Origin of the sequence: Variovorax paradoxus (assembly GCF_030811855.1) — a bacterium.
Classification (GTDB): Bacteria; Pseudomonadota; Gammaproteobacteria; order Burkholderiales; family Burkholderiaceae_C; genus Variovorax; species Variovorax paradoxus_L.
Genome location: NZ_JAUSRN010000001.1, coordinates 626,841 through 650,643 on the forward strand (window position 1 = coordinate 626,841; position 23,803 = coordinate 650,643).

A 23,803-nucleotide genomic window follows, 5' to 3' on the forward strand; every position below is an offset into this window, starting at 1 on the left:
GGTTGAGGCGGCCGCGGCAGCCGGCATCGGGCGCGGCTGCCGCCCCCGCACCGGAGTTTGACAAGCATCTACGGCAAGCCAGTTGCGTGCCAACTCTGGGGCGTGGCAAGTGGCACGTGTCTTGCGCGCCCTGCGCAAGCAACCAGAAAGCGCCACCGTGCAGTTCGACCAGTTCTCGACCGACTCCTATCCGGTGCACCAGCGGCCTCACGCCTGGCGCAATGCCCTGCAGCTGCACCGTCTCAGGCCCGAGATGGCGCCCGCGGCCGCACCCCTTTATGGCACGCTGACCGCGGGACGCACCGCGCGCGGGGTCGGCATGGCGCGCATCACCTCGTCGCCGCAGACGCTCCAGCGGCTGGGCGACCCGGCCGATGCCGTGTGGCTCGCGCTGCACCTGAGCGGTGATGCTGCGCTTCACGATGGACAGCGGACCATTGAACTGGCGCCCGGCGACATCGTCTTCGGACCGGCCCAGGCGCGCGCGGGCCTGGATTTCCGCTCCAACTTCCGGCAGTTCATGGTGTCCATGCCGCGCGCCAGCCTGAAGGCGCGGCTGCCCGGCGGGCAAGGATTCGCACTCGGCCACCTGTCGGGCCGTGCGGGCCTCGGCCGCATGTTCGCGGGCACGCTGACCGCCCTGGCCGACGCCTTCGACACCCTGAGCGACGACGACGTCGCACCGGTCGAGTCCGCCCTGTCGGAGTTCATTGCAACAAGCCTGGCCGCTCACCAGGACCCGGCCTCGCCCGCCATCAGCAGCACGCGGGCTGCCACCGTGCATCGGCTGTGCCAATATGTCGATGCCAACCTGAGCGATGCATCGCTCTCCCTGGCCGCCGTGGCGGCGCATGAGCGCTTGTCGGAGCGGCTGGTGCAGAAGCTCTTCGAGAGCCTCGGCCAGACCTTCACCGCCTACGTGCGCCAGTGCCGCCTCGAACGCTGCCGCGCCGACCTCGCCAACCGCCAGTACGGGCACCTGTCCATCTCGGACATCTGCTTTCGCTGGGGCTTCAACGACCCGGCGCATTTCAGCCATTGCTTTCGCGACCGCTACAGCATGTCGCCGCGGCAATACCGACAGCAGGCCAATGAGGCCAGCCAGCAGTCGCTGCGCAAGCGCATTCGGCGCGGCTGGCCGTCGGGCTACTTCGAGACGCCGGCCAAGGACCCGGTGGCTTCCACCGCCCGCATCGACGCTCGGACCGTGGCCTATGACGGCGCCGCGGCCGCCGTACAAGCGGCACCGGCCGCGCAGCACGGCAGCAGCGCCCTCGCCGGCCACCATCACCACCTGCCGGCCACCGCGCAGACCATCCACTGGGGCTACTTCGGCCGCTCGATCCCGCCGGTGCTGACCATTGCCTCGGGTGACATCGTGACGATCGAGACGCTGACGCAGCACGCCTACGACGACCACGAGCGCATGATCAAGGGCGACTCCGGCGCCGAGAGCGTCTTCCAGTGGACGCGCGAGCACAAGGCCGTGGACCGCCGCGGCGCGGGTCCCACCGATGCGTCGATCTATGGCCGCGGCAGCGGCGAAGGCTTTGGGGTGCACATCTGCACCGGGCCCATCTACGTGAAGGAAGCGCAGCCCGGCGACGTGCTGGAGGTGCGCATCCTCGACCTCGCACCGCGCCTGGCGGCCGATGCCAAATACGAAGGCCGCGCCTTCGGCAGCAACGCCGCCGCGTGGTGGGGCTTTCACTACGACGACCTGATCGAGGAGCCCAGGCAGCGCGAGGTGGTGACGATCTACGAAGTTGACTGCAGCCAGGGCGATGCCTGCGCCCATGCCGTCTACAACTTTCGCTGGACGCCGCAGCTCGATCCGAATGGCGTGCTGCATCCGACCATCGACTATCCCGGCATTCCGGTCGACCGCGCTTCGATCGTCGAAAACCATGGCGTGCTCCAGGGCGTGACCATCCCGGTTCGACCGCACTTCGGCGTGATCGCGGTGGCGCCCGCCGAGACGGGCCTCGTCGATTCAGTGCCGCCCTCATGCTTTGGCGGCAACCTGGACAACTGGCGCATTGCCAAGGGCGCCACCCTCTACCTGCGTGTCGGAGTCGATGGCGGGCTGTTGTCGGTGGGCGATCCGCACGCCTCGCAGGGCGACAGCGAACTGTGCGGCACGGCCATCGAATGCTCGCTGACGGGCGTTTTCCAGATCGTCCTGCACAAGGCGGATCAACTGCAGGGCGAACCTTATGCCGACATCGACTACCCCTTGGTCGAAACCGCCGACGAGTGGGTGATCCACGGCTTCAGCCACGCGGACTATTTAAAAGAATTCGGCGACAAGGCACGCAGCGCAATCTACGAAAAGTCTTCGCTCGACCCGGCCATGCGCGACGCCTTCCGCAAGACGCGGCGCTTCCTGATGACCGCGATGGGACTGACCGAGGACGAGGCGATTTCCCTGATGTCAGTCGCCATCGACTTTGGCGTGACGCAAGTCGTCGACGGCAACTGGGGCGTGCACGCGGTCATCCGCAAGTCGCTGTTTGCCGGCCGGCAACGTTCGCCGGGTGTTGACTACCAGAAGGAATGAGCCTGCGTCACCTTGGAGTCGGCCATCTACGCCCTGATCAATCACTGCGCTTGGAACCGTCGTTTCACTCAAGTTGAAATTCTTCGGGGTTTGTCTCCTTAGGTTTGAAATTTAGCGGCTAAATTGCGACCCTCGACGCCGTCGCACAAGCCCGCTCTGCCAGTGAGATGGCGGAAGCCGAGAACCGCACTCGGCCCAGAGGCGGTCATTCAGCGTTTCGACTCATTCACAAGGAACCCCTTGATTCATCGCATTCGCTCTGTCCTCGTGACCTGCGCCTTGGGCACCGCTGTGCTGGCCGCATCCGCACAGGTAAAAATCGGCTTTGTCGGCACGCTGTCCGGACCGGCGGCAACGCTGGGGCAGGAACAGTACGACGGCTTCATGCTGGCGGTCGAGCAACGGCAAGGAATGCTTGGCGGCGTGCCCGTGGCGGTCATCAAGGAAGACGATCAGCACAACCCCGACCTCGGGGCGCAGCTGGCGCAGAATCTGATTGAGAAAGACAAGGTCAGCTTCATCACCGGCGTGACCTTCTCCGACGTGATGATGGCAATGGCCAAGCCGATGGCCAGAGCGGGGATGTTGTTCATCGGCTCGAATGCCGGCCCGGCGCCGATTGCCGGCAAGCGGTGCAACAGCAAATTCTTCTTCACCTCGTATCAGGACGAGTACCAGGCCGGGATCGTGGGACGGTACGCAGTCGATCAGCGCTACTGGAAGACGCTGTTTCTGGCGCCGGACAGCCCGTCGGGCAAGGACCAGCTGCGGGGCTTCAAGCGTTACTACTCGGGCGAGGTGGTCAGCGAGGTCTACGTCCAGCCCCATCAGACCGACTACGCGGCAGCGCTGGCGCAAATCAAGCGCGTCGCGCCCGATGCGGTGGTTGCCTTTTTGCCTGGCGACATGGGCGTCAACTTCATCCAGCAGATGAACCGCTCGGGCCTCTTGAACAAGGTGCCCCTGCTGACGGTCGGCACGGTCGATGGCACGACACTGCCGCTGCTCAAGGATGCCGCGCTCAATGTGCTGGCCGGCGCGGTCTGGGGTCCCGACTTGCCGAGCCCGACGAGCAAGGCTTTTGTTGCCGCCTTCGAAAAGAAGCACGGGCGCATCCCATCGCAATACGCTGCGCAAGGTTTCGATGCGGCGCTCTTGATCGATAGCGCGCTGAAAGAGACCAAAGGCGCCGTCACCGATCGCGACGCCTTGCGCAACGCACTCGACGCGGCCAACTTTCCTTCGGTGCGCAGTGGCTTCAGGTTTCTGCGCAATGGTTTCCCGGTTCAGGACGGGCACGTCTTCGTTGTTGCGAAGGACGCACAAGGCCGCGCGTCGCTCAAGCGGATCGCCACGCCGCTGAAGGGGAATCCTGATTGGTACTGGGACGAGTGCCGGTAGGCGATGCCGAATGCAACATCCGATCCGCGTCGACGGGTATCGCGGCTACAACGGGACATCGAACCGACGGCGGAAGTCGCCTGGCGCGAGGCCGGGTTCTCGCGAAGAGCTCTGATCCCAACAACTTCCAAGGCGCTCTAAAGTCGTGGACTCTTGGGGTGGACCAAAGCGCCACCAAACCTGACGCGCGTTCGCTGACGGGCGACCTGTATTGACAACGCTCGAGTCGGCGACCAAGCTCCGGTCAGGAGGTGCCGGACCATGAACAAGCGACAAGCTCTCCTGATCGGGTTGGCCGCCGTAATGACGCCGTTCGGGCGCTACGCCAGCGCGCAACCGAAGAAAGCCCAGGGCAGCGGCACCGAAGCCACCCTGCGTGACACCATCTTTCAGTTCGAGAAAGCCTGGAACCGGCACGACGTGAACGCCTGCCTGGCCTCGATGACCGAGGACGTCTGGTTCACCCAATCGCTCGACCACTACGGCCGCATGAAGGGCAAGGCGGCAGTGAAAACCGCCTTCGAGTACGACGTGAAGAACACCGACCTCCGGTGGGAGGTGAAAGCCGTCCGCATGATGCCCGATGGGACTGCTAGCGTCGTGTTGCGTCAGGTCGGCTTGATACCGCCCAAGACCGACGGCAAGTACAAGCGTGAGGACGTGAGTGATCCAAGCTTCAGCCGCTGGCGCCTCGAAGGCGGCAAGTGGCGACTATTCTTTTTCACTTCGCACAAGGGCTGGGCGCTGGATGAGATGAAGAAAGACGGAATGCAGTAGCGAGCATTCCGATTCATCTCCAACGTGGGCAGGCGGTCGACCGAGGTCCAGGGGCGCTCCCTGTCGACGACGGCCTGGTGGCGGCGCCAGCAGCAGCTGCAGTTCCAAGCTCGGTGAAAAAATTCCATTCCCAGTGAGACACGACACCAAGCCCCACAGTCAGCGGTTCGTAAAAACGTTCTTGCGGATCGAACCATGGATGCCCCAGTTGGCATCCACCACCTGCGTCACGCCGAAGTCGGCCGCCACCGACAGCAGCGCGATCGCCTCGTCTTCGCTGAGGCGGTGCACCGTCATCAGGAATCGGCGCAGCTTGCGGAAAGCGTCGCGCATGGCCGGGTCAAGCGACGACTTGCCCGCAATCACTGTCTGCGCGTCCGGCCCGAGGGCGGCCAGGTAGTTGGGGTAGGTGAAGCCGTAGACCGACCATAGCTCCTCGGTCTCCAGCAGCGGGTGGTCCAAGCCCTCGAGCAAGGTGCCGCCCAGTTCGGACTGCTTGTGCAGGATGAATTCGAAGTCGCCCGTCAGCGAGGTCTCGATGGCGGTGCCGCCAAGCTCGCTGTCGCCCTGCGCGGCATGCGGGTCGCCGACCGAGAAAAACGCGCCGGGCACGGCGACGGGGTAGTACACGCGTGCGCCCTTGCCGACACGCCAGTCGTCGATGTTGCCGCCGGTGTAGCTCGGTGGAATGGAGCTCACGAAGTCGGATTCGGACGGCGCCAGGCCCATAGTGCCGAAGTGCAGCCGGGCCGGCACCTTGACGTTGCGCAGAATGTCTTCGCGCTTGTGCACCAGCGTATGGTCGACGCGCACGCCGGGATAGTCGATCATGGTGTGTACCACGCCGTCGGGGTCGGTCTGCGGCGTCCACACGTAGTTGTAGACGGCACGTGCGAAGGGCTCGCCCGAGGTGTCGAGTTCGAAGATCGTCACCACTTCGCGCGGCTTGGGCTCCTCGATCAGGTCGCGAAAATGGAAGCCCCAGGACGCGGCTACGTTCGAGCCGAAGCAGCGGCCCGCATAGCAATGGTTGCAGCTGGGCCGGGGGCGCACGTCGAGGATGCGCACCTCCAGCACGTCGCCTGGCTCCGCGCCTTCGATGACGACCGGACCCGTCAGCAGGTGCACGCCGACGCCCTCGCCCTCGCCGAGCTTGAAAGGCCCCTCCATGGGACCGGCGCCGCGGCGCGGCACGGCCTTGTGCTCGCGCGTCCACGCGAACACCGACTCGGCGCCGGGGTCGCCGGCGATCATGCGCTCGTGGTCGTCGTTGGCATGGTGGGTCAGGGTTTCAATGGTCACGCGGTCGCCGGACTTCACGACGAGCGACGGTGCGACCGCCTTGCTGAAATAGCCCCAGTGGATGGTTTGTGGAGAGACGGGCAGGATGTGATGTTTCATGAGGTCCTTCAGGGAACGGGACTCAGGCGGGCATGGGCATCGAAGCGGCCGGCAGCACGTCGGCCGCCATCACGCTGAGGAATCGGGCGGTTTCGCGCTGCCGCGGGCGCTGCAGCACCTCGAGCGCGGGGCCGCTCTCGACGATGCGGCCGCCGGAAAGAAACACCACGCGGTCGGCCACCTCGGCGGCAAACCGCAGCTGGTGGGTAGAGATGACCATCGTCAACCCTTCCTCGACGGCGAGGCGGCGGATCACCTCCAGCACCTCATTGACGAGTGCGGGATCGAGCGCCGAAGTGGGCTCGTCCAGCAGCAGCACGCTCGGCCCCGGCGCCAGCGCGCGGGCGATGGCCACGCGCTGCTGCTGGCCGCCGGACAGGTGGCGCGGCAGCGCTTCGACGCGGTGAGCCAGGCCCACCCGCGCCAGCAGTTCACGGGCTCGGCGGTCGGCGTCCTCGGCCGTCCAGCCGTGCACCCAGCGCAGCGGGCCGGCCACGTTCTCGCGCGCCGTCAGGTGGGCGAACAGGTTGAACTGCTGGAACAGCATGCCCACACCCAGGCGCGCGCGCTCGCGGGCCAAGTCACTCGGGGTCATGAGCTGGCCGTCGGGGCGGTAGCCCAGGCGCTGACCGCCGACATGGACCTGCCCAGCGTCCCAGCTTTCGAGGTGGTTGATGCAGCGCAGGAGCGTGCTCTTGCCCGAGCCGCTCGGGCCCAGCAGCGCGACCACTTCGCCGGCATGCACCGTGAGGCTCAGATCCCTGAGCACGGCCTGCGGCCCATAGGCCTTGGACACGCCGCTGATGCGCAAGGCCACCGGCGCGTCGGCCAGCCGCGCAGCGCGTGCCGCACGTTCGATGGCGGGCGTCATGGGGACTGGCAGCACGGCCGATGCCGCATCTTCGCAATCCGTCGGTGGCACCTTGGCCGCTGCGGCTTTTTCCGAAGGTGAAGGGCTTGCGGCAGGCAACGCGGTACGATGCCACGGCAGCCACCGCGCCAGTCCGCGCACCGCCTGCGGGCGGTCCAGGTCGAAGCGCGCTTCGAGCGCCAGCTGCAGCAGGCTGATTGCGCCGGTCAGCACCAGGTAAATCAGGCCGGAGGCAAAGAAGACCGAGAAGAAATCGAAGGTCGACGAGGCCAGCTGCGAGCTGCGCAGCGTGAGCTCCTGCACCGCGATCACCGAGGCGAGCGAGGAATTCTTGAGCGTGCTCACCGCTTCGTTGCCCATTGCGGGAATAATCGAGCGCAAGGCCTGCGGCGCGATGATGCGGCGCATCAGCACGCGCGGAGTCATGCCCAATGCCTGGCCGGCCACCACCTGGCCGCGCTCGACGCCGACCACGCCCGAGCGGAACATCTCGGCAATGAACGTCGCCTCGTTGAATGCCAGCGCCACGCCGGCGGCCAGCAGTCCGGGCAGCACGATGCCGACATGCGGCAGCGCGTTGTAGACAAAGATCATCTGCAGCGCCAGGGGCGTGCCGCGGAAGATCACCGCATAGCCGCGGGCGAACGTGGCCAGCGGGTTGAAGCGGCTCAGCTGCATTGCCGCCAGCAGCAACCCCACCACCACCCCGCCCGCCAATCCGATGCCGGTGGCCGCAAGCGTGAAGAGGATGCCCTGGATCAGGTAGGGCATGGAGAGGTAATGGAGGAACAGCTCCATGTCAGTACCGCCCGGCCGTTCCGAAGGTACCGACCGCCCCCATGGGTGGCAGCGAACCGAGTGAGCGTGGGGGCCTCATGTCACTTCGCCACGAGCAGGCGCGGCGCCTCGAGGTTCTCGACCGGCAGTCCGTTCTTCTTGAGCAGTTCGGTATGGATGCCGGCCTTTTGCAAGACCACCATCGCGGCCATCACCGCATCGCGGAAGTCGGTCTTGCCCTTGGGCACGGCAATGCCGACCGAATAGGGAATCGTGACCGCGGTGGCTTTCTCCAGCTTGTCAGGGTAGGCCTTGACGGCACTGTCGACCGTATTGACGTCGTTGATGTAGGTGTGGGCGCGGCCGGCAAGGATGGCCTGGATGCAGTTCTGGTTGTTGTCATAGAGCTGGATCTCGGGCTCGGCCTTTCCCATGGCCTTGCACTGCGGCGCGAGCGCCTGGATCAGCGGTACTTCGACATAGCCGGTGTTCTCGGCCGCGACGGTGCCGCACAGCGACGTGTTGAGGCCGGTGATCTTCTTCGGGTTGCCCTTGGCCACCAGGACGCCGTCGAACACCTTGGAGTAGGTGATGAAGTCGGCCGCCTTGGCGCGCTCTTCCGTGGCGTAGATGTCGGAGATGACGATGTCGGCCTGGCCGGCCTGCAGCGTGGTCAAGAGCGCCGCAAACGTCACGGGCTTGTAGGTCAGCGTGAAGCCCAGGCAGCCACCAATCGTCTCGCCCAGGTCGATGTCGAAGCCGATGTACTTGTTCGGATCTTTGGGATCGATCGTTTCGTAGCCCGGCGTGTGCGGGTTGATTGCGTTGACCAGGGACTTGCCCTTGAACTGCGGGTATTTGGCTTGCAACGCGGCGCACTCGACGGGCGCCTTGACCGCTTCGGCGTGGGCCGGCGCGGCGGCCAAAGCGAGGGCCGACAGGCCGATCGCCGCAATGGCCGCGCCGCGCATGCGGGCCCATACGAAGGCGCGAAGCCGGACGCAGCGTCCGGCCGGGAAAGGAAGGTTTTGCATCGAGGCTCCTGTGGAAACAGCGCGAGCCGACTGGCACCACGCCAGCCTGCTGCACCGCACCATGTGAGCGTAGGAGCTGCGCCGCCGCCCCACTTGTGCGTGGGCGCACGACTGCTTGTGCGGCCACCAGGAGATGGCCGCCGGTCGTCCAGCGGCAGGGAGCCACCTCTGCGGCTAACTCAGCCTGGAATATCCGGCTCGACCAGCTGCGCCAGCGCCACGAGCGACTCCTGCCAGCCCAGGTAGCACATCTCCGCAGGAATCACGTCGGGAATGCCCTCCTGCACCACCGACATTTCAGTGCCGCAGGACACCGCGGTGAGCGTCACGTTCGTCTTCATGGTGCCTGGCAGATTGGGATCGTCGAAGCTTGCGTCGTACGCAATGCGCTGGCCCGGGACGAGTTCCAGGTACTTGCCGCCGAAAGAGTGGCTATGGCCACTGCCAAAGGCGGTGAAGGACATGCGCCAGGCACCTCCGATCACCGGCTCCATGCTGTGCACCTTGCCGATGAATCCGAAGGGCGGCAGCCAGCGCTCGAAGGCGCCGGGTTCGACGAAGGCGCGGTAGACCCGCTCCGGTGGGGCGCGCAGCACGCGGTGCAGACGGACGGTGTTGGTGGCCATGGCAGTCTCTCCTGAAGTGCGGAGGATCAAAAGCGCTGATCAACGCGGGTGGGGAAACAGCCGCTCGATCGGGCAATGCGTCTTGATGAACGGTGACTTGATGACGATGTAGCTGAAGTACTTCGCGATGCCGATGTTGCTTTCGAGCAGTCCCTCGATCACTTCCTGGTAGTGGTTCACGCCCCGTGTCAAAAAGCGCAGCAGGTAGTCGTACCCGCCGCTCACCAGGTGGCATTCGAGCACTTCGTCCACGTCCCGGATCGCGGTCTCGAAACGCACGAAGTCTTCGCGGTGGTGGTCCTGCAGCGTGACCTCGGTGAACACGGTGAGCGTGTCGCCGAGCTTCTCGAGCCGCAGGTGCGCGCCATAGCCGGCAATGTAGCCGGCCTGTTCGAGCCGCTTGACGCGGATGAGGCAGGGGCTGGGCGAGAGGCCGACCGCGTCCGCGAGGTCGACGTTCGTCATGCGCCCGTTCTGCTGCAGCTGGGCGAGGATGCGCAGGTCGAGTCGGTCGATCTTGAAGGCTTCGGACATGGCGGTCTTGAATAACGGAGAAGGTCCGATTCTGCTTTGCCGGCGGAACTCCGGAACAGGGCTTTCCCGCTCAGGCTGCCAGCGCCGCCCGCACGTCGGCGGCGTCCAGCACTTCGTCGAGCGTTTTCTTCAGTCGCACGAACATCTGCGCGAACTCGTCTTCCGTGAAGGTGAGCGCCGGCGCAAAGCCCAGGATGTTGTCGCCGAAGGCGCGGAACACCAGCCCGTTGCGGTAGCCTGCGGCAAAGATGCGTTCCGAAAGCCCAAGCGCCGGATCGAAGCCACGCTTGCTCTGCTTGTCGCTCACCAGTTCCAGTGCGCCCAGCAGTCCGCGGTGGCGCGAATCGCCCACCAGCGGATGCGCGCGCAGCGCATCGAGCCCGGCGCCGAAATGGGCCGCGACGCGCTGGCCGTTGGCGAGCACGCCGCCCTCTTCGTACAGGCGCAGCACCTCGAGTGCCACCGCGGCGCTCACCGGGTGGGCCGAGTAGGTGGCGCCGTGGCCCACGGGAGCGCCCGCGGGTGCGCCGTCGGCAATGCCGGCGTAGACCTTTTCCGAGATCATCGTCGCGCCCATGGGCACGTAGCCCGAGGTCAGGCCCTTGGCCATGGTCATCAGGTCGGGCTCAACGCCTTCGGCTTCGCAGGCGAACATGGGGCCGGTGCGGCCGAAGCCGGTGATGACCTCGTCGACGACAAAGAGGATGTCGAGCTCGCGCGCGGCATCGCGCATGGCCTTGAGCCAGCCCTTGGGCGGCACGATGACGCCTCCCGAGCCCTGGATCGGCTCGCAGAAGAAGGCGGCCACGTTGTCGGCGCCAAGCTCGGCCACCTTGGCGCGCAGCGAGGCCACCGATGCGGCAATCAGCGCCTGCGGATCGGCGCCGTCCGCGTGGCGGTACGGGTTGGGCGACGGAATGTAATGCTGCGTGGGCAGCGGCAGGTCGAAACCGCGATGGAACACGGGCAGCGCCGTGAGACCAGCGCCGGTCGACGATGAGCCGTGGTAGCCGCGCTCCAGCGCAATGAACTGCTTCTTCGACGGCTTGCCGATCGCGTTGTAGTACTGCACGATGAAGCGCACAGCGGCATCGATCGCCTCTGAGCCGCCGAGTGTCATGTACACACGGGTCAGCGACGCGGGCGTGATCTGCACCAGCTTTTCCGCCAGGCGGATGGCCGGCTCGCTGCTGAAATGAAAGTAACCGGTGGCGTACGGCAGGAGGCGCATCTGCTCGGCCGCGGCTTGCACCACGCTCTCCTGGCCGTAGCCCACGTTCACGCACCAGAGGCCCGCGAAGGCGTCGAGCAGCTCATGGCCGCTTGCGTCGGTCAGCCATGAACCGCGTGCCGAGGCCAGCACGGTGGGGCCGCGCTGCTCGTGGGTGCGCCAGGGCGAGACGGGATGAATCAGGTGGGCGCGGTCGATCGCGTCGAGCGCGGCGTGGTGCGGCAATGCGGTGGGATGCGTCATGGCGGTGTGGGGGTTTGAAGCGAGAGCGGAGGAAGCCTTCGATGCCTCCAGCTTAGGCGGCGCGCCGCATGGCGTGGTGCTGCTTTGGGGGTGCCGCGCAAAGCACGCTGCGGAAATGCGCCGCGCCACAGCAGATCATGCGGTGAGCCTTTTCAGTAGCCCTTGGCGCGGTCCACGCGGCCGATCATCGGCTCGCCGGCTTCGAAGCGGCGCAAGTTCTCGAGCAAGGCTTCGGCGGCGCTCAGTGGCTGCGTCATGCTCGCGATGTGCGGCGTGATCTCGATGCGCGGATGGCGCCAGAAAGCATGCGTGGGCGGCAGCGGTTCGGGATCGGTCACGTCGAGCACGGCATCGCCAATCTGCCCGCTGGCCAATGCATCGAGAAAGTCGCGCTCGACAAGATGCGGCCCGCGGCCCACGTGCACCAGCCCTGCACCCTTGGGCAGCATGGCGAACAGCTTCGCATCGAGAAAGCCGCGCGTCGAGTCGGTGAGCGGCAGCAGGCACACGAGGATGTCGGTGCGCGCAAGAAAGGCTTGCAACTCGTCAACGCCTGCATGGCATTGCACGCCCTCGACCTCGTGCCGCGAACGGCTCCAGCCCGCACAGTCGAAGCCCAATGAGACCAGTTGTGCCAGCACGGCCTGACCGAGAGAGCCGAGCCCCAGCACGCCCACGCGCCGCTCCCCGGCGGGCCGCACGGGGAGCGGCTTCCACAGCCCTTCCTGCTGCTGGCGCCGGTACTGCGGCATGTCGCGATGCAGGCCGAGCACCGCATGGGTCACGTACTCGACCATGCCGCGCACGATGCCCGGCTCGACCATGCGGACCACGGGCAATGCATGGGGGAGCGCCGCGAAGTCGAACTGGTCGACCCCCGCGCCGGAGGAGAACAGCACCTCGAGATTCGGAAACCGCTCGGCCAAGTCCGCGGGCGGCTCCCAGGCCGCGAGAAAGCGCACCTGTGCCGCATCGCCGACGTCGGGCCAGATGCGAAAGTCGATGTCAGGCCGCTGACGGCTGAACACCTCGGCCCATTGGCGGCCGCGAACGGGATCGGACTTGTAGAGAAAGGTGGTGGTCTTCATCATCGCTCCGCCTTCAGCCCACGGCCTGCGTCACGATGGCGAACAGCGACGGCCCTTCTGCCGGCGCCGCCAGCGGCTCACCGCGCACCATCGTCGTTGGCGCATCCACGCGCAAGAGGCCAATGCTCTCGAGCCATTCGGCCAGACCGCTGTCGAAGTCGATGTCGATGCGCGTGAAGTTGCCTGCATTCAGGCCCGCAAGATGCGCGATCAGCGCCTTCGCGCCCTCGGCGTCGGGCGCGACAACGGGCCCAATGACATGGCCGCGGCCGAAACGCCGCAGCATCGCGAAGCCCTTGGGCGCGTTGTCGTGGTCGAGCACCACGCAGGCATCGGCGCTTTGCAGCAGCTCGGCGATGAGCGCGTCGCGCGGCATGCCCCGCGCCGCCGCATCGAGCGCCTGCAGCGCCGGCAACTCGTTGAGGCCGGCGGGCCGCAAGCGCCAACCGGGCTGCAGCGCAATCAGCGGTGCCGGCAGCGCAATGCCCTGGTGCTGCCGCATCTCGCCGGTACGCACGAAGCCCAGCCGCTCATAGAGGCCCCGCCCTTCCGCGGTCGCATGCAGCAGCACTGTGCGCTTGTCCAGCCCGTCGAGCAACGCGTTCATGAGGCGGTGCCCAATGCGGCGGCCCTGGCAAGCGGGCGAGACGATCACCAGGCCGATGGTGGCGTGGCTCTTGCCCCAGAGCCAGCGCAGGCCGGTCGCGATGAGCTCGCCGTCGCGTTCGGCCGCAATGCCTTCCGCGTGCGAGAACACCTGCTCCCAGTCTGCTTGGCGATGCGGCCATCGCAGCTCGGCGGACAGCGCATGCGCATGCGCAAGGTCGGCGGCCGTCATCGGTCTGAGCACCACGCCATCCGGGGCGGGCGCGTTCGAAATAGGTTCAGGCATGGGAAAACTCTTTATTGCGAGGGAATGGCGCATCCATCTTGGACGACATTGCGGCGCCGCACCATAGCGAATTCGGTCTGTTTCGCAACTTGCAAGCTTCGGTTGCCGGGCGGTCCGGTTTCGCAATTCGCTGCGGCGGCGCGCCCGCATACGCACACAAATGCTGAGCCATCCTGCCTAGGATCGACGGCCACTTTCAATGACCTTCCGCCATGCATGTCTTCGAACCGTTCAACACCTTTCGGCAGGAGCCGGGGGTGGCGTGCGTTCGAAGCCAATCCGCGCTTCAAAAGCGTGCTCCTCGAGCCTGCCGCGACGCAGCGAGGTGCATGGCCGCACGCGCGCAGGGCACACCGCACGGCATGCCGTCGCCGGCCCTGCAAACCGCAGCTTCGGTTCGACAAGAACCGTTTTTCCCTACATACCTCGAGCGGGGGCGTGCTGCAATCGCTTCGTAATGAGTTTGTCGCATTTACCACCCTTTGAACAGGAACTGAGACCATGACCTTCCGTCCCAAATACGTCACCTTCGACTGCTACGGCACCCTCACCCGGTTCCGCATGAAGGAGATGGCCGCCGACCTTTTCGCCGACCGCGTTCCGGCCGAGCGCATGGCCGAGTTCCATGCCGACTTCACCGCCTATCGCTTCGACGAGGTTCTGGGCGACTGGAAGCCCTACGAGGTGGTGCTGAAGAACGCAGTGCGGCGCCTCTGCAAAAAATGGAAGATCCAGTACTTCGACCTGGACGCGCAGAAGATCTACGACGCAGTGCCCACCTGGAGCCCGCACGACGACGTGGCGGCAGGCCTGGCCAAGGTGGCCAAGGAAATCCCGCTGGTGATTTTGTCGAACGCCTCGGACGACCAGATCCAGAAGAACGTGGCCATGCTCGGCGCACCGTTCCACCGCGTCTACACCGCGCAGCAGGCACAAGCCTACAAGCCGCGCCTGCAGGCCTTCGAGTACATGCTCGACTCGCTGGGCTGCAACCCGGAAGACGTGCTGCACGTGTCGTCGAGCCTGCGCTACGACCTGATGTCGGCGGACGACATCGGCATTGTCAACAAGGTGTTCGTCAACCGCGGCCACGGCCCGGGCAACCCGGCCTACCGCTACACCGAAATCAAGGACATTGGCGGCCTGCCTGGTGTCGTCGGCCTCTGATCTCTTTCTACGCGTCCAACCGCCCTACGCCATGAAGCTCGACTCCTACTGGACCGATTCCGCGCCGGCCTTCACGCCTGCTGTGCATGCACTGCCGGCGCAGGTCGACGTCGCGATCGTTGGCGGCGGCTTCACGGGCCTGTCGGCGGCGCTGGCGCTGGCCAAGCGCGGCGCCAACGTCGCGGTGCTGGAAGCCGGCACGCGCGTGGCGGCCGAGGCGTCGGGACGCAACGGGGGCCACGTGAACAACGGGCTTGCGGTGGACTATGCCGACGTGGCGGCCAAGGTGGGCATCGAGAAAGCCCGCGCCTGGTACCGCGCCTACGACGATGCGGTGGACACCGTGGCGCGACTGGTGCGCGACGAAGCCATCGACTGCGACTTCATGCGTCACGGCAAGCTCAAGCTCGCTACGCGCGCCAACCAGATGGGCGCCCTCGAACGCAGCGCGCAGCGCCTATTGGCCGACGGCGTGGACACCGACGTCGAGATCCTCGACGCGGCACGTGTGCGCAGCGAGGTGCAGAGCGAGCGCTTTCACGGCGGCCTGCTCTACAAGCGCAGCGGCCAAATGCACATGGGCCGCTTCGCCCAGGGCCTGGCCGAAGCCGCGCAGCGCAACGGCGCGCAGATCCACACGGGCACCATGGTCAACCGCATCGAGCGCGTGGGCCAAAGCCATGCGCATCGGCTGCACACCGCGGGCGGCACCGTCACCGCGCAGCAGGTGCTGTTGGCCACCGGTGCCACGCGGCACGGCGGCTACGGCAGCTTCGGCTGGCTGCGCCGGCGCATCGTGCCCATCGGCAGCTTCATCGTCGTGACCGAGCCGCTCGGCGCGGAGCGCGCGCAGGCGCTGCTCGCGGCGCGGCGCACCTACACGACGGTGGCGAACATCCATCACTACTTCCGGCTCACGCCCGACCACCGGCTGGTGTTCGGCGGACGCGCGCGCTTTTCCGTGTCCAGCCCCCAGGCGGATGCGGCAAGCGGCGAGATCCTGCGCGCGGGACTGGCGGAGACCTTTCCGCAGCTTGGCGCCGTGCGGCTGGACTATTGCTGGGGCGGACTGGTCGACATGACGCAAGACCGCCTGCCCCACGCCGGCGAGCGCAACGGCCTCTACTACGCCATGGGCTACAGCGGCCACGGCACGCAGATGTCGGTTCACATGGGCGAGCGCATGGCCGCCGTGATGAACGGCGACACCCGCGCCAACCCCTGGCAGGGCCGCGACTGGCCCTCCATTCCCGGCCACTTCGGCCCGCCCTGGTTCCTGCCGGCGGTCGGGCTTTATTACTCGCTCAAGGACAAGTTGGCCTGAGCGCCGCGCGAGCCCACCGCTTTTTTTCGTTCCGTGTTTGTTTGTTCTTCAACCCTCAGTCACCGGCCCCACAGGAGTACCCCACCATGAGCGACACCAGCAACAAGAGGTTCGAAAACCTCGTCGGTCCCAGCGAAAGCCTTCGCGTAATGGAATCGCTGAAACGCGGCGCCTCGCGGCGCGACATCCTCGCCATGCTGATGGCCGGCGGCATGCAAGCCACCATGGCTGGCGGACTTGCGGGCATGGCGGTGTCCGCCCATGCGCAGACCCCAAGGAAGGGCGGGCGCCTGCGGGTGGCAGGCGCCACCGCGGCCGCCACAGACACGCTCGATCCGGCCAAGCAGTCGAACCAGACCGACTACTCGCGCTGCAACATGGTCTACAACAGCCTGACGTCGCTGGATGCCAGCCTCACGCCGCAGCCCGCATTGGCCGAGTCGTTCACCACGAAGGATGCCAAGACCTGGGTCTTCACGCTGCGCAGGGGCGTGACCTTCCACGACGGCAAGGCGCTCACGCCGGCCGACGTGGTGTTCTCGGTCATGCGCCACAAGGACCCGGCCACCGGCTCCAAGGCCAAGGTGCTCGCCGAACAGATCGAGAGCGCCAAGGCCACCGGCGCCAATGAAGTGACCTTCGTGCTCACCTCGCCGAACGCCGACCTGCCGGTGATCCTGGGCACCTTCCACTTCCATATCGTCAAGGAAGGCACCACCGACTTCAACGCCGGCATCGGCACCGGCCCCTACAAGGTCAAGGAATTCAAGCCCGGTGTGCGTTCGCTCATGGTGCGCAACGATGCCTACTGGAAGCCCGGCAAGCCCTACCTCGACGAGATCGAGTTCGTGGGCATCGGCGACGAGAGCGCACGCGTCAACGCGCTGCTGTCCGGCGGCGTGGACCTGGTCGGCTCGGTCAACCCGCGTTCGGTGGAGCGCGTGAAGGGAACGCCCGGCTTCGGCATCCTGGTCACCCAGTCGGGCCAATATTCCGACCTCATCATGCGCAAGGACGTGGGGCCCGGCGCCAACCCCGACTTCGTGCTCGGCATGAAGCACCTGTTCGACCGCGAGCAGATGAAGAAGACCATTGCGCTGGATTACGCGGTGGTCGGCAACGACCAGCCGATCGACCCGACCAACCGCTTCCACTTCGCCGGCCTGCCGCAGCGCCCCTTCGATCTGGACAAGGCGAAGTTCCACCTGCAGAAGTCCGGTATCACGGGCAAGGTTCCGATGGTGGCATCGCCTGCCGCGCTGTATTCGGTGGAGATGGCCCTGCTGCTGCAGCAGACGGCGCAGCGCGCGGGACTCGAGATCGACATCAAGCGCATGCCGGCCGACGGCTACTGGTCGAACCACTGGCTCAACAGCCACGTCGGCTTTGGCAACGTGAACCCGCGCCCGAGCGCCGACGTGCTGCTGACGCAGTTCTTCCAGTCAGGCGCCGCGTGGAACGAGTCGCGCTGGAAGAGCGACAAGTTCGACCAGCTGCTGCTGGCCTCGCGCGCCGAGACCGACCTGGCCAAGCGCAAGCAGATGTATGCCGACATGCAGACCATGATCCACCAGGACGCCGGCATCGGCATCCCGCTGTTCCTCTCGAGCCTGGACGGCCACTCTTCCAAGCTCAAGGGCCTGTCGCCCATTCCGCTGGGCGGCCTCATGGGCTACAACTTCGCCGAGAACGTATGGCTGGAGGCATAACGCGCCCGCGGCCGCCCATCCCACACCTGGGAGCACCGAAATGAACCATGTCATCCTGAAGCTTCTTGTCCAGCGCATCGCGCTGGCGCTCCTGTCGCTCCTGGCGGTGTCGGTGATCGTGTTCTCGATCACCGCGGTGCTGCCTGGAGATGCCGCGCAGGAGCAGCTCGGCCAGGACGCCACGCCCGAGGCGGTGGCCGCGCTGCGTGCGCAGATGGGCCTGGACGTGCCGGCGCCTGAACGCTACGCGAAGTGGCTGGTCGGCATGCTGAAAGGCGATCCCGGCCGCTCCGCGACCACGCAGATGCCGGTGGCCGAGTTGGTCGCCAGCCGCCTGCCCAACTCGCTGCTGCTGGCTGCCGTCACGGCCCTGTTCTCGGTGCCGATTGCGCTGACGCTCGGCATCGCCTCGGCGGTCTGGCGTGGCTCATGGTTCGACCGCGCCGCGTCAACAACGGCCGTGGGCGTGGTGTCGGTGCCGGAGTTCCTGGTCGCGACGCTGGCGGTGCTGGTGTTCGCGGTCCAACTGCGATGGCTTCCAGCGCTCTCCTTCGTCAACGACATCGAATCGCTGGGCCAGCTGCTGCGTGCCTTCGCGATGCCGGTGCTGGTGCTGTGCTGCGTGATCATCGCGCAGATGATGCGCATGACGCGCGCCGCGGTGATCGATCAGCTTGAAGCCCCCTACATCGAGATGGTTCGGCTCAAGGGCGCCTCGCCGATGCGCATGGTGCTCGCGCATGCGCTGCCCAATGCGGTGGGGCCGATTGCCAATGCCGTGGCGCTGAGCCTGTCGTACCTTCTCGGCGGCGTGATCATCGTCGAGACCATCTTCAACTATCCGGGCATCGCCAAGCTGATGGTCGACGGCGTCTCGCAGCGCGACATGCCGCTGGTGCAGACCTGCGCCATGATCTTTTGCTGCGCCTACCTGATCCTGGTGACGACTGCCGACATCTGCGGCATTCTCGCCAACCCGCGGCTGCGGCACCGCTGAAGGAAGAACCATGGAAACGTCCACCTCTCCAACGGTCGTGAGCGCCGCGGCCTTGCTGGCGCCAGTGCCGACAAAGCGCCGGGGCGGCCCGCTGCGCTGGCTTGCGGGCTTCGGCCCCACCGGCCTGCTCGGCCTCGTGGTGCTGCTGTTCTGGCTGCTCGCGGCGCTGCTCGGCCCCTGGCTGCTCTCGCACAGCGCAGCGGGCATGGGCACCTCGAACGTCTTTGCGCCGATCAGCGCGAAGCACTGGCTGGGCACCGACTACCTCGGCCGCGACATGCTGGCGCTCGTCGTCGAGGGAGCGCGCTACACGATCGGCGTTGCGTTGTTTGCCACGCTGCTGGCAAGCGGAACCGGCATCACGCTGGCGCTGCTGGCCGCCGCCAGCGGCCGCTGGATCGACGCGGTGCTGAGCCGCGGCCTCGACACGCTCACGGCAATCCCGAGCAAGATGTTCGCGCTCATCATGGTGGCGGGCTTCGGCTCCTCCGTGCCGATGCTGGTGGTCACGGCGGGCATCATCTACGTGCCGGGCGCCTACCGCATGGCACGCTCGCTGGCCGTCAACATCAATGCACTCGACTACGTGACCGTGGCGCGCACGCGCGGCGAGGGCACGCTCTACATCATGCTGCGCGAGATCCTGCCCAACATCCTGGGCCCGATGCTGGCCGACCTGGGGCTGCGCTTCGTCTACGTGGTGCTGCTGCTGGCAAGCCTGAGCTTCCTGGGCCTGGGCATCCAGCCGCCCGCAGCCGACTGGGGCTCGCTGGTGCGCGAGAACATCGGTGCGCTGGCCATGGGCGGCGCCTCGGTGATCGTGCCGGCGCTGGCCATCGCGAGCCTGACCATCGCGGTCAATCTCGTTATCGACAACCTGCCCGGCCGAGCCGCGCGCGAACGAGGAGTACGTTGATGGGCGCACCACTCACTGTCCAGGGTTTGAGCATCGTGGCTGGCAACAGCACGCTGGTCGACAACCTGAGCTTTTCCGTCCAGCCCGGCGAAGTGCTGGCGCTGATCGGCGAATCCGGTTCCGGCAAGACCACCACGGCGCTGGCGCTGATGGGCTATGCGCGCAGCGGCTGCCGCATCTCGGCCGGCCGGGTGCAGATCGGCGACACCGACGTGCTGGCGCTCAATGCGGCGCGGCAGCGCAGCCTGCGCGGCCGAACGGTCTCCTACATTGCGCAGAGCGCGGCCGCCTCCTTCAATCCCTCGCGCACGATCATGGACCAGGTGGTCGAGCCCACGGTCATCCACGGCTTGTGCAAGCGGGCCGAAGCCGAGGCCAAGGCAGTGCAGCTGTTCCGGGAACTGGCGCTGCCCGACCCCGACAACATCGGCTCGCGCTATCCGCACCAGGTCTCCGGCGGGCAGCTGCAGCGGCTCATGGCAGCGATGGCGCTGATCGGCGACCCCGACCTCGTGATCCTCGACGAGCCGACCACCGCGCTCGACGTAACCACGCAGATCGAAGTGCTGCGCGCCTTCCGCCGTGTGGTGCGCGAGCGCCGCGCCACGGCCGTGTACGTGAGCCACGACCTGGCCGTGGTGGCGCAGATGGCCGACCACATCCTGGTGCTGCGCAACGGCAAGATGAGCGAACTCAACGCGACCGAGCAGATCCTCTCTGCCCCGGTGGACGACTACACCAAGTGCCTGCTGGCAGCGGCGCGGCCCGCGGTGCGCGCCTCGGGACAGGCCTCGGGCGATTCGGCGCTGCTGCTCCAGGTGAAAGAGCTTTCATGCGGCTACGGCCCGGTGGATGCCAAGGGCCAGCCGGCCAAGCTGATCCTCGAAGATATCAACCTGAAGCTCTACCGCGGCCAGGCCATCGGCGTGATCGGCGAATCGGGGTCCGGCAAGACCACGCTGGCGCGCGCCGTCGCGGGGCTGCTGAAGCCCTGCCATGGCAGCGTCACGTTCGACGGCCACGAACTCAAGCCCACGCTGCAGCAGCGCAGCCCCGAAGAGCTGCGCCGCATACAGATCGTGTTCCAGATGGCCGATACGGCCTTGAACCCATCACAGACGATCTGGCGCATCCTGGCGCGGCCGCTGCAGTTCTACAAGGGCTTGCGCGGCGAGCCCCTCAAGCAGCGCATCTATGAGCTGCTCGACCTAGTGAAGCTGCCGCGCACGGTGGCCGACCGGCTGCCGGGCGGGCTCTCGGGCGGACAGAAGCAGCGCGTGAACCTGGCGCGTGCGCTGGCGGCCGAGCCCGACCTGATCCTGTGCGACGAGGTGACCTCGGCACTCGACACGGTCGTGGCCGCGGCGGTGCTCGACCTCATGGCCGAGCTGCGGCGCGAACTGGGCGTGTCCTACCTCTTCATCAGCCATGACCTGCACACCGTGCGCTCGGTGTGCGACGAGATCGTGGTGATGCAGCACGGCCGCAAGCTCTCGCAGGTGGCGCGCGCTGACTACGACCGTGGGCCGCACCACCCCTACTACCAGCTGCTCGCGCGTTCGGTGCCCGAGCTGCGCCGTGGCTGGCTCGACGACATGGACCACGCGGCTGCGACAGCGGCAGCGGCCCACCCCACCAGGGAGATACACGCATGATCCCGACATTCCGGATTGCGCTGATTGCCGGCGACGGCATTGGCAAGGAAGTGATGCCCGAGGGACTGCGCGTGGTGCTGGCCGCGGCCGAGCGCTTCGGCTTCGAGCTCGACTGCCGCACCATCGACTGGGCCAGCTGCGACTACTACGCCGAGCACGGCCGGATGATGCCGGACGACTGGAAGGAGCAGCTGCGCGGCGTTGACGCGCTGTACTTCGGCGCGGTCGGCTGGCCCGAGACGGTACCCGACCATGTCTCGCTCTGGGGATCGCTGCTCAAGTTCCGCCGCGAGTTCGACCAGTACATCAACCTGCGTCCGGTGCGCCTGTTCGAAGGCGTGCCCTGCCCGCTCGCAAATCGCAAGCCGGGCGACATCGACTACCTGGTGGTGCGCGAGAACACCGAGGGCGAATACACCTCGCTCGGCGGCGTGATGTACGAAGGCACCGAGCGCGAGATTGTGATCCAGGAATCGGTCTTCTCGCGCCACGGCACCGACCGCGTGCTGCGCTACGCCTACGAGCTGGCGAACAGCCGCGCGCGCAAGCACCTCACGGTGGCCACCAAGAGCAACGGCATTGCCATCAGCATGCCGTGGTGGGATGGCCGCGCCGATGCCATCGGCCGCGACTACCCCGAAGTCAAGGTCGACAAGCAGCACATCGACATCCTCTCGGCGCGCTTCGTGCTGCAGCCCACGCGCTTCGACGTGGTGGTGGCGAGCAACCTGTTCGGCGACATCCTCTCCGACCTGGGACCGGCCACCACCGGCACCATCGGCCTGGCGCCGTCGGCCAACCTGAATCCGGACCGCAAGTTTCCGTCGCTCTTCGAGCCGGTGCACGGCTCGGCGCCTGACATCTACGGCCAGAACATCGCCAACCCGATCGCGATGATCTGGTCGGGCGCGCTGATGCTGGACTTCCTCACGCAGGGACAGGGCGCGGGCCGCGCCGCGCACGACGCCATCCTCGGCGCGATCGAGGCGGTGCTGCGCGACGGTCCGCGCACGCGCGACCTGGGCGGCACGGCCTCGACCACCGAACTGGGCATGGCAATTGCCGAACGCGTCGCCGCCGCCTGAACCTTCAAACCATTCACGACTTCATTTGCAAACATGACTCTGACACTTGAACGCCAGGACCTGCTGCCAGGCCGCCAGCTCATCGGCGGCGAATGGCGCGATGCCAGCGATGGCCGCCGCCTCGACGTGACCGACCCCGCTACCGATGGCGTCTTCGCAACCGTGCCCGACGGCACGGCCGCCGACGCGCGCGCCGCCGTCGATGCTGCCCATGCCGCCTTCCCGACCTGGCGGGCCGTGCCGGCCAAGCAGCGCGCCCAGATCATCAAGCGCTGGAACGACCTCATGCTCGCGCACCAGGAAGACCTGGGCCGCCTCATTTCGCGCGAACAGGGCAAGCCGCTGGCCGAGGGCCGCGGCGAAGTGGCCTATGCGGCCAGCTACGTCGAATGGTTTGGCGAGGAAGCCACGCGCGCCAATGGCGACGTGATTCCCGCACCCGTGACGGGCCGCCGCATGCTCGCGGTGAAGGAACCGGTCGGCGTGGTCGCCGCGATCACGCCGTGGAACTTCCCGGCCGCCATGATTGCCCGCAAGATCGCGCCCGCGCTGGCCGCAGGCTGCACCGTGGTGTGCAAACCGGCCGAGGACACGCCGCTGACCTCGCTCGCGCTCGTGAAGCTGGCCGAGGAAGCCGGCGTGCCGCCGGGCGTGCTCAACATCGTGACAGCGTCACGCGAACGCACGCCCGAGGTGGTCGACGTGTGGCTGGCCGATGCGCGGGTGCGCAAGATCAGCTTCACCGGCTCCACGCCAGTGGGCAAGCACCTGGCTCGCGCCTCGGCCGACACGCTCAAGAAGCTGTCGCTCGAGTTGGGCGGCAATGCGCCATTCATCGTGTTCGAGGACGCGGACGTCGATGCCGCTGTCGAAGGCCTCATGGCCGCCAAGTTCCGCAACGGCGGCCAGACTTGCGTGTGCCCCAACCGCGTGTTCGTGCAGGCCAAGGTGCACGACGCCTTCGTCGACAAGCTCGCGGCGCGGGTGGGCGCGCTCAAGGTCGGCCCTGCCACCGAACCCGATTCGCAGATTGGTCCGATGATCAACGCGCGCGCAGTCGAGAAGATCGAACGCCACGTGCGCGACGCCGTGGCACGTGGTGCGCGCGTCGTGGTCGGCGGCGAGCGGCTGCGCTCCGCGCGCTGCGACGGACCCAACTACTACGCACCCACCGTGCTGGTAAATGCCGACCCGACCATGGAGTGCAGCTGCGAGGAGACCTTCGGGCCCGTGGTGCCGGTCACGCGCTTCGACACCGAGGCCGAGGTGATCGCTGCCGCCAACGACACGCCCTTCGGCCTGGCCGCCTACTTCTATTCGACCGACGTGCGCCGCATCTGGCGCGTGGCGGACGCACTCGAATCGGGCATCGTCGGCATCAACGAAGGCGCCCTGGCCGCCGAGGCCGCGCCCTTCGGCGGCGTGAAGGAATCAGGCTACGGCCGCGAGGGCTCGGTGCATGGTCTCGACGACTACATGCACACCAAGTACCTCTGCCAGGGCGGCCTCTGAGCC

The 23,803-nt window shown here is 66.8% G+C and carries 19 protein-coding genes; 11 read left to right on the forward strand and 8 right to left on the reverse strand.

Translation table 11 applies throughout. From position 1 onward, the window contains the following. The first annotated feature begins 157 nt into the window (after positions 1 to 157). The 3 genes from J2X92_RS03255 to J2X92_RS03265 all read left to right on the forward strand — a co-directional run bounded on the left by J2X92_RS03255 (position 158) and on the right by J2X92_RS03265 (position 4,738). Entirely contained in the window at positions 158 to 2,560 is a 2,403-nt protein-coding gene (locus tag J2X92_RS03255) for an acetamidase/formamidase family protein (protein ID WP_373424785.1), read from the forward strand. Positions 2,561 to 2,851: 291 nt separating this feature from the next. After that, the gene (locus tag J2X92_RS03260; protein ID WP_307573327.1) at positions 2,852 to 3,961 is read left to right on the forward strand and encodes an ABC transporter substrate-binding protein; all 1,110 of its coding nucleotides are present in this window, start codon (positions 2,852 to 2,854) and stop codon (positions 3,959 to 3,961) included. 261 nt (positions 3,962 to 4,222) lie between these two features. Then, positions 4,223 to 4,738 (forward strand): nuclear transport factor 2 family protein, encoded by a 516-nt coding sequence (locus J2X92_RS03265; RefSeq protein ID WP_307573328.1) that lies wholly within the window; start codon positions 4,223 to 4,225, stop codon positions 4,736 to 4,738. Positions 4,739 to 4,897: 159 nt separating this feature from the next. Here J2X92_RS03265 and J2X92_RS03270 read toward each other — a convergent pair whose 3' ends face one another. The 8 genes from J2X92_RS03270 to J2X92_RS03305 form a co-directional block, all read right to left on the reverse strand. Then, the gene (locus tag J2X92_RS03270; protein ID WP_307573329.1) at positions 4,898 to 6,139 is read right to left on the reverse strand and encodes an acetamidase/formamidase family protein; all 1,242 of its coding nucleotides are present in this window, start codon (positions 6,137 to 6,139) and stop codon (positions 4,898 to 4,900) included. 22 nt (positions 6,140 to 6,161) lie between these two features. After that, positions 6,162 to 7,808 carry an amino acid ABC transporter permease/ATP-binding protein gene (locus tag J2X92_RS03275; RefSeq protein WP_307573330.1) on the reverse strand — a complete coding sequence of 549 codons (1,647 nt, stop codon included), beginning with the start codon at positions 7,806 to 7,808 and terminating at the stop codon, positions 6,162 to 6,164. An 80-nt stretch (positions 7,809 to 7,888) separates the two neighbouring features. Further along, complete coding sequence (locus J2X92_RS03280) at positions 7,889 to 8,821, reverse strand: ABC transporter substrate-binding protein (RefSeq protein ID WP_307573331.1); 933 nt, start codon at positions 8,819 to 8,821, stop codon at positions 7,889 to 7,891. Between the two features lie 179 nt (positions 8,822 to 9,000). Then, positions 9,001 to 9,447, reverse strand: a complete 447-nt coding sequence (locus tag J2X92_RS03285; RefSeq protein ID WP_307573332.1) for an SRPBCC family protein — start codon at positions 9,445 to 9,447, stop codon at positions 9,001 to 9,003. Positions 9,448 to 9,486: 39 nt separating this feature from the next. Continuing rightward, positions 9,487 to 9,981: an Lrp/AsnC family transcriptional regulator gene (locus tag J2X92_RS03290; protein WP_093013170.1), complete on the reverse strand. Its 495-nt coding sequence runs from the start codon at positions 9,979 to 9,981 to the stop codon at positions 9,487 to 9,489. Positions 9,982 to 10,051: 70 nt separating this feature from the next. Then, on the reverse strand, positions 10,052 to 11,455 hold the full coding sequence (locus tag J2X92_RS03295; RefSeq protein WP_307573333.1) for an aspartate aminotransferase family protein: 1,404 nt from the start codon (positions 11,453 to 11,455) through the stop codon (positions 10,052 to 10,054). Between the two features lie 152 nt (positions 11,456 to 11,607). Continuing rightward, complete coding sequence (locus J2X92_RS03300) at positions 11,608 to 12,543, reverse strand: 2-hydroxyacid dehydrogenase (protein ID WP_307573334.1); 936 nt, start codon at positions 12,541 to 12,543, stop codon at positions 11,608 to 11,610. Between the two features lie 13 nt (positions 12,544 to 12,556). After that, entirely contained in the window at positions 12,557 to 13,435 is an 879-nt protein-coding gene (locus J2X92_RS03305) for a GNAT family N-acetyltransferase (RefSeq protein ID WP_307573336.1), read from the reverse strand. 501 nt (positions 13,436 to 13,936) lie between these two features. On the opposite strand from J2X92_RS03305, the gene J2X92_RS03310 reads away from it, so the two are divergent. The 8 genes from J2X92_RS03310 (at position 13,937) to J2X92_RS03345 (ending at position 23,800) form a co-directional block, all read left to right on the forward strand. Then, complete coding sequence (locus tag J2X92_RS03310; RefSeq protein WP_055795106.1) at positions 13,937 to 14,602, forward strand: haloacid dehalogenase type II; 666 nt, start codon at positions 13,937 to 13,939, stop codon at positions 14,600 to 14,602. Positions 14,603 to 14,633: 31 nt separating this feature from the next. Then, entirely contained in the window at positions 14,634 to 15,926 is a 1,293-nt protein-coding gene (locus J2X92_RS03315) for an NAD(P)/FAD-dependent oxidoreductase (protein WP_307573339.1), read from the forward strand. Between the two features lie 86 nt (positions 15,927 to 16,012). Continuing rightward, positions 16,013 to 17,635, forward strand: coding sequence for an ABC transporter substrate-binding protein (locus J2X92_RS03320; protein WP_307573341.1), 1,623 nt, complete (start codon positions 16,013 to 16,015; stop codon positions 17,633 to 17,635). Between the two features lie 40 nt (positions 17,636 to 17,675). Beyond that, entirely contained in the window at positions 17,676 to 18,632 is a 957-nt protein-coding gene (locus J2X92_RS03325; protein WP_307573344.1) for an ABC transporter permease, read from the forward strand. A gap of 10 nt (positions 18,633 to 18,642) precedes the next feature. After that, positions 18,643 to 19,548, forward strand: a complete 906-nt coding sequence (locus J2X92_RS03330; RefSeq protein WP_307573345.1) for an ABC transporter permease — start codon at positions 18,643 to 18,645, stop codon at positions 19,546 to 19,548. Then, positions 19,548 to 21,203: an ABC transporter ATP-binding protein gene (locus tag J2X92_RS03335; protein WP_307573347.1), complete on the forward strand. Its 1,656-nt coding sequence runs from the start codon at positions 19,548 to 19,550 to the stop codon at positions 21,201 to 21,203. Before J2X92_RS03330 ends, J2X92_RS03335 begins: the two co-directional genes overlap by 1 nt. Continuing rightward, on the forward strand, positions 21,200 to 22,288 hold the full coding sequence (locus J2X92_RS03340; protein ID WP_307573348.1) for a tartrate dehydrogenase: 1,089 nt from the start codon (positions 21,200 to 21,202) through the stop codon (positions 22,286 to 22,288). Before J2X92_RS03335 ends, J2X92_RS03340 begins: the two co-directional genes overlap by 4 nt. Before the next feature lie 33 nt (positions 22,289 to 22,321). Continuing rightward, positions 22,322 to 23,800, forward strand: a complete 1,479-nt coding sequence (locus J2X92_RS03345; RefSeq protein ID WP_307573350.1) for an NAD-dependent succinate-semialdehyde dehydrogenase — start codon at positions 22,322 to 22,324, stop codon at positions 23,798 to 23,800. Positions 23,801 to 23,803 lie beyond the last annotated feature (3 nt).

Coding starts and splice junctions, on each gene's coding strand:
- J2X92_RS03265 (WP_307573328.1), top strand. CDS start 4,223: ATGAACAAGCGACAAGCTCTCCTGATCGGGTTGGCCGCCGTAATGACG.
- J2X92_RS03270 (WP_307573329.1), bottom strand. CDS start 6,139: ATGAAACATCACATCCTGCCCGTCTCTCCACAAACCATCCACTGGGGC.
- J2X92_RS03275 (WP_307573330.1), bottom strand. CDS start 7,808: ATGGAGCTGTTCCTCCATTACCTCTCCATGCCCTACCTGATCCAGGGC.
- J2X92_RS03280 (WP_307573331.1), bottom strand. CDS start 8,821: ATGCAAAACCTTCCTTTCCCGGCCGGACGCTGCGTCCGGCTTCGCGCC.
- J2X92_RS03285 (WP_307573332.1), bottom strand. CDS start 9,447: ATGGCCACCAACACCGTCCGTCTGCACCGCGTGCTGCGCGCCCCACCG.
- J2X92_RS03290 (WP_093013170.1), bottom strand. CDS start 9,981: ATGTCCGAAGCCTTCAAGATCGACCGACTCGACCTGCGCATCCTCGCC.
- J2X92_RS03295 (WP_307573333.1), bottom strand. CDS start 11,455: ATGACGCATCCCACCGCATTGCCGCACCACGCCGCGCTCGACGCGATC.
- J2X92_RS03300 (WP_307573334.1), bottom strand. CDS start 12,543: ATGAAGACCACCACCTTTCTCTACAAGTCCGATCCCGTTCGCGGCCGC.
- J2X92_RS03305 (WP_307573336.1), bottom strand. CDS start 13,435: ATGCCTGAACCTATTTCGAACGCGCCCGCCCCGGATGGCGTGGTGCTC.
- J2X92_RS03310 (WP_055795106.1), top strand. CDS start 13,937: ATGACCTTCCGTCCCAAATACGTCACCTTCGACTGCTACGGCACCCTC.
- J2X92_RS03315 (WP_307573339.1), top strand. CDS start 14,634: ATGAAGCTCGACTCCTACTGGACCGATTCCGCGCCGGCCTTCACGCCT.
- J2X92_RS03320 (WP_307573341.1), top strand. CDS start 16,013: ATGAGCGACACCAGCAACAAGAGGTTCGAAAACCTCGTCGGTCCCAGC.
- J2X92_RS03325 (WP_307573344.1), top strand. CDS start 17,676: ATGAACCATGTCATCCTGAAGCTTCTTGTCCAGCGCATCGCGCTGGCG.
- J2X92_RS03330 (WP_307573345.1), top strand. CDS start 18,643: ATGGAAACGTCCACCTCTCCAACGGTCGTGAGCGCCGCGGCCTTGCTG.
- J2X92_RS03335 (WP_307573347.1), top strand. CDS start 19,548: ATGGGCGCACCACTCACTGTCCAGGGTTTGAGCATCGTGGCTGGCAAC.
- J2X92_RS03340 (WP_307573348.1), top strand. CDS start 21,200: ATGATCCCGACATTCCGGATTGCGCTGATTGCCGGCGACGGCATTGGC.
- J2X92_RS03345 (WP_307573350.1), top strand. CDS start 22,322: ATGACTCTGACACTTGAACGCCAGGACCTGCTGCCAGGCCGCCAGCTC.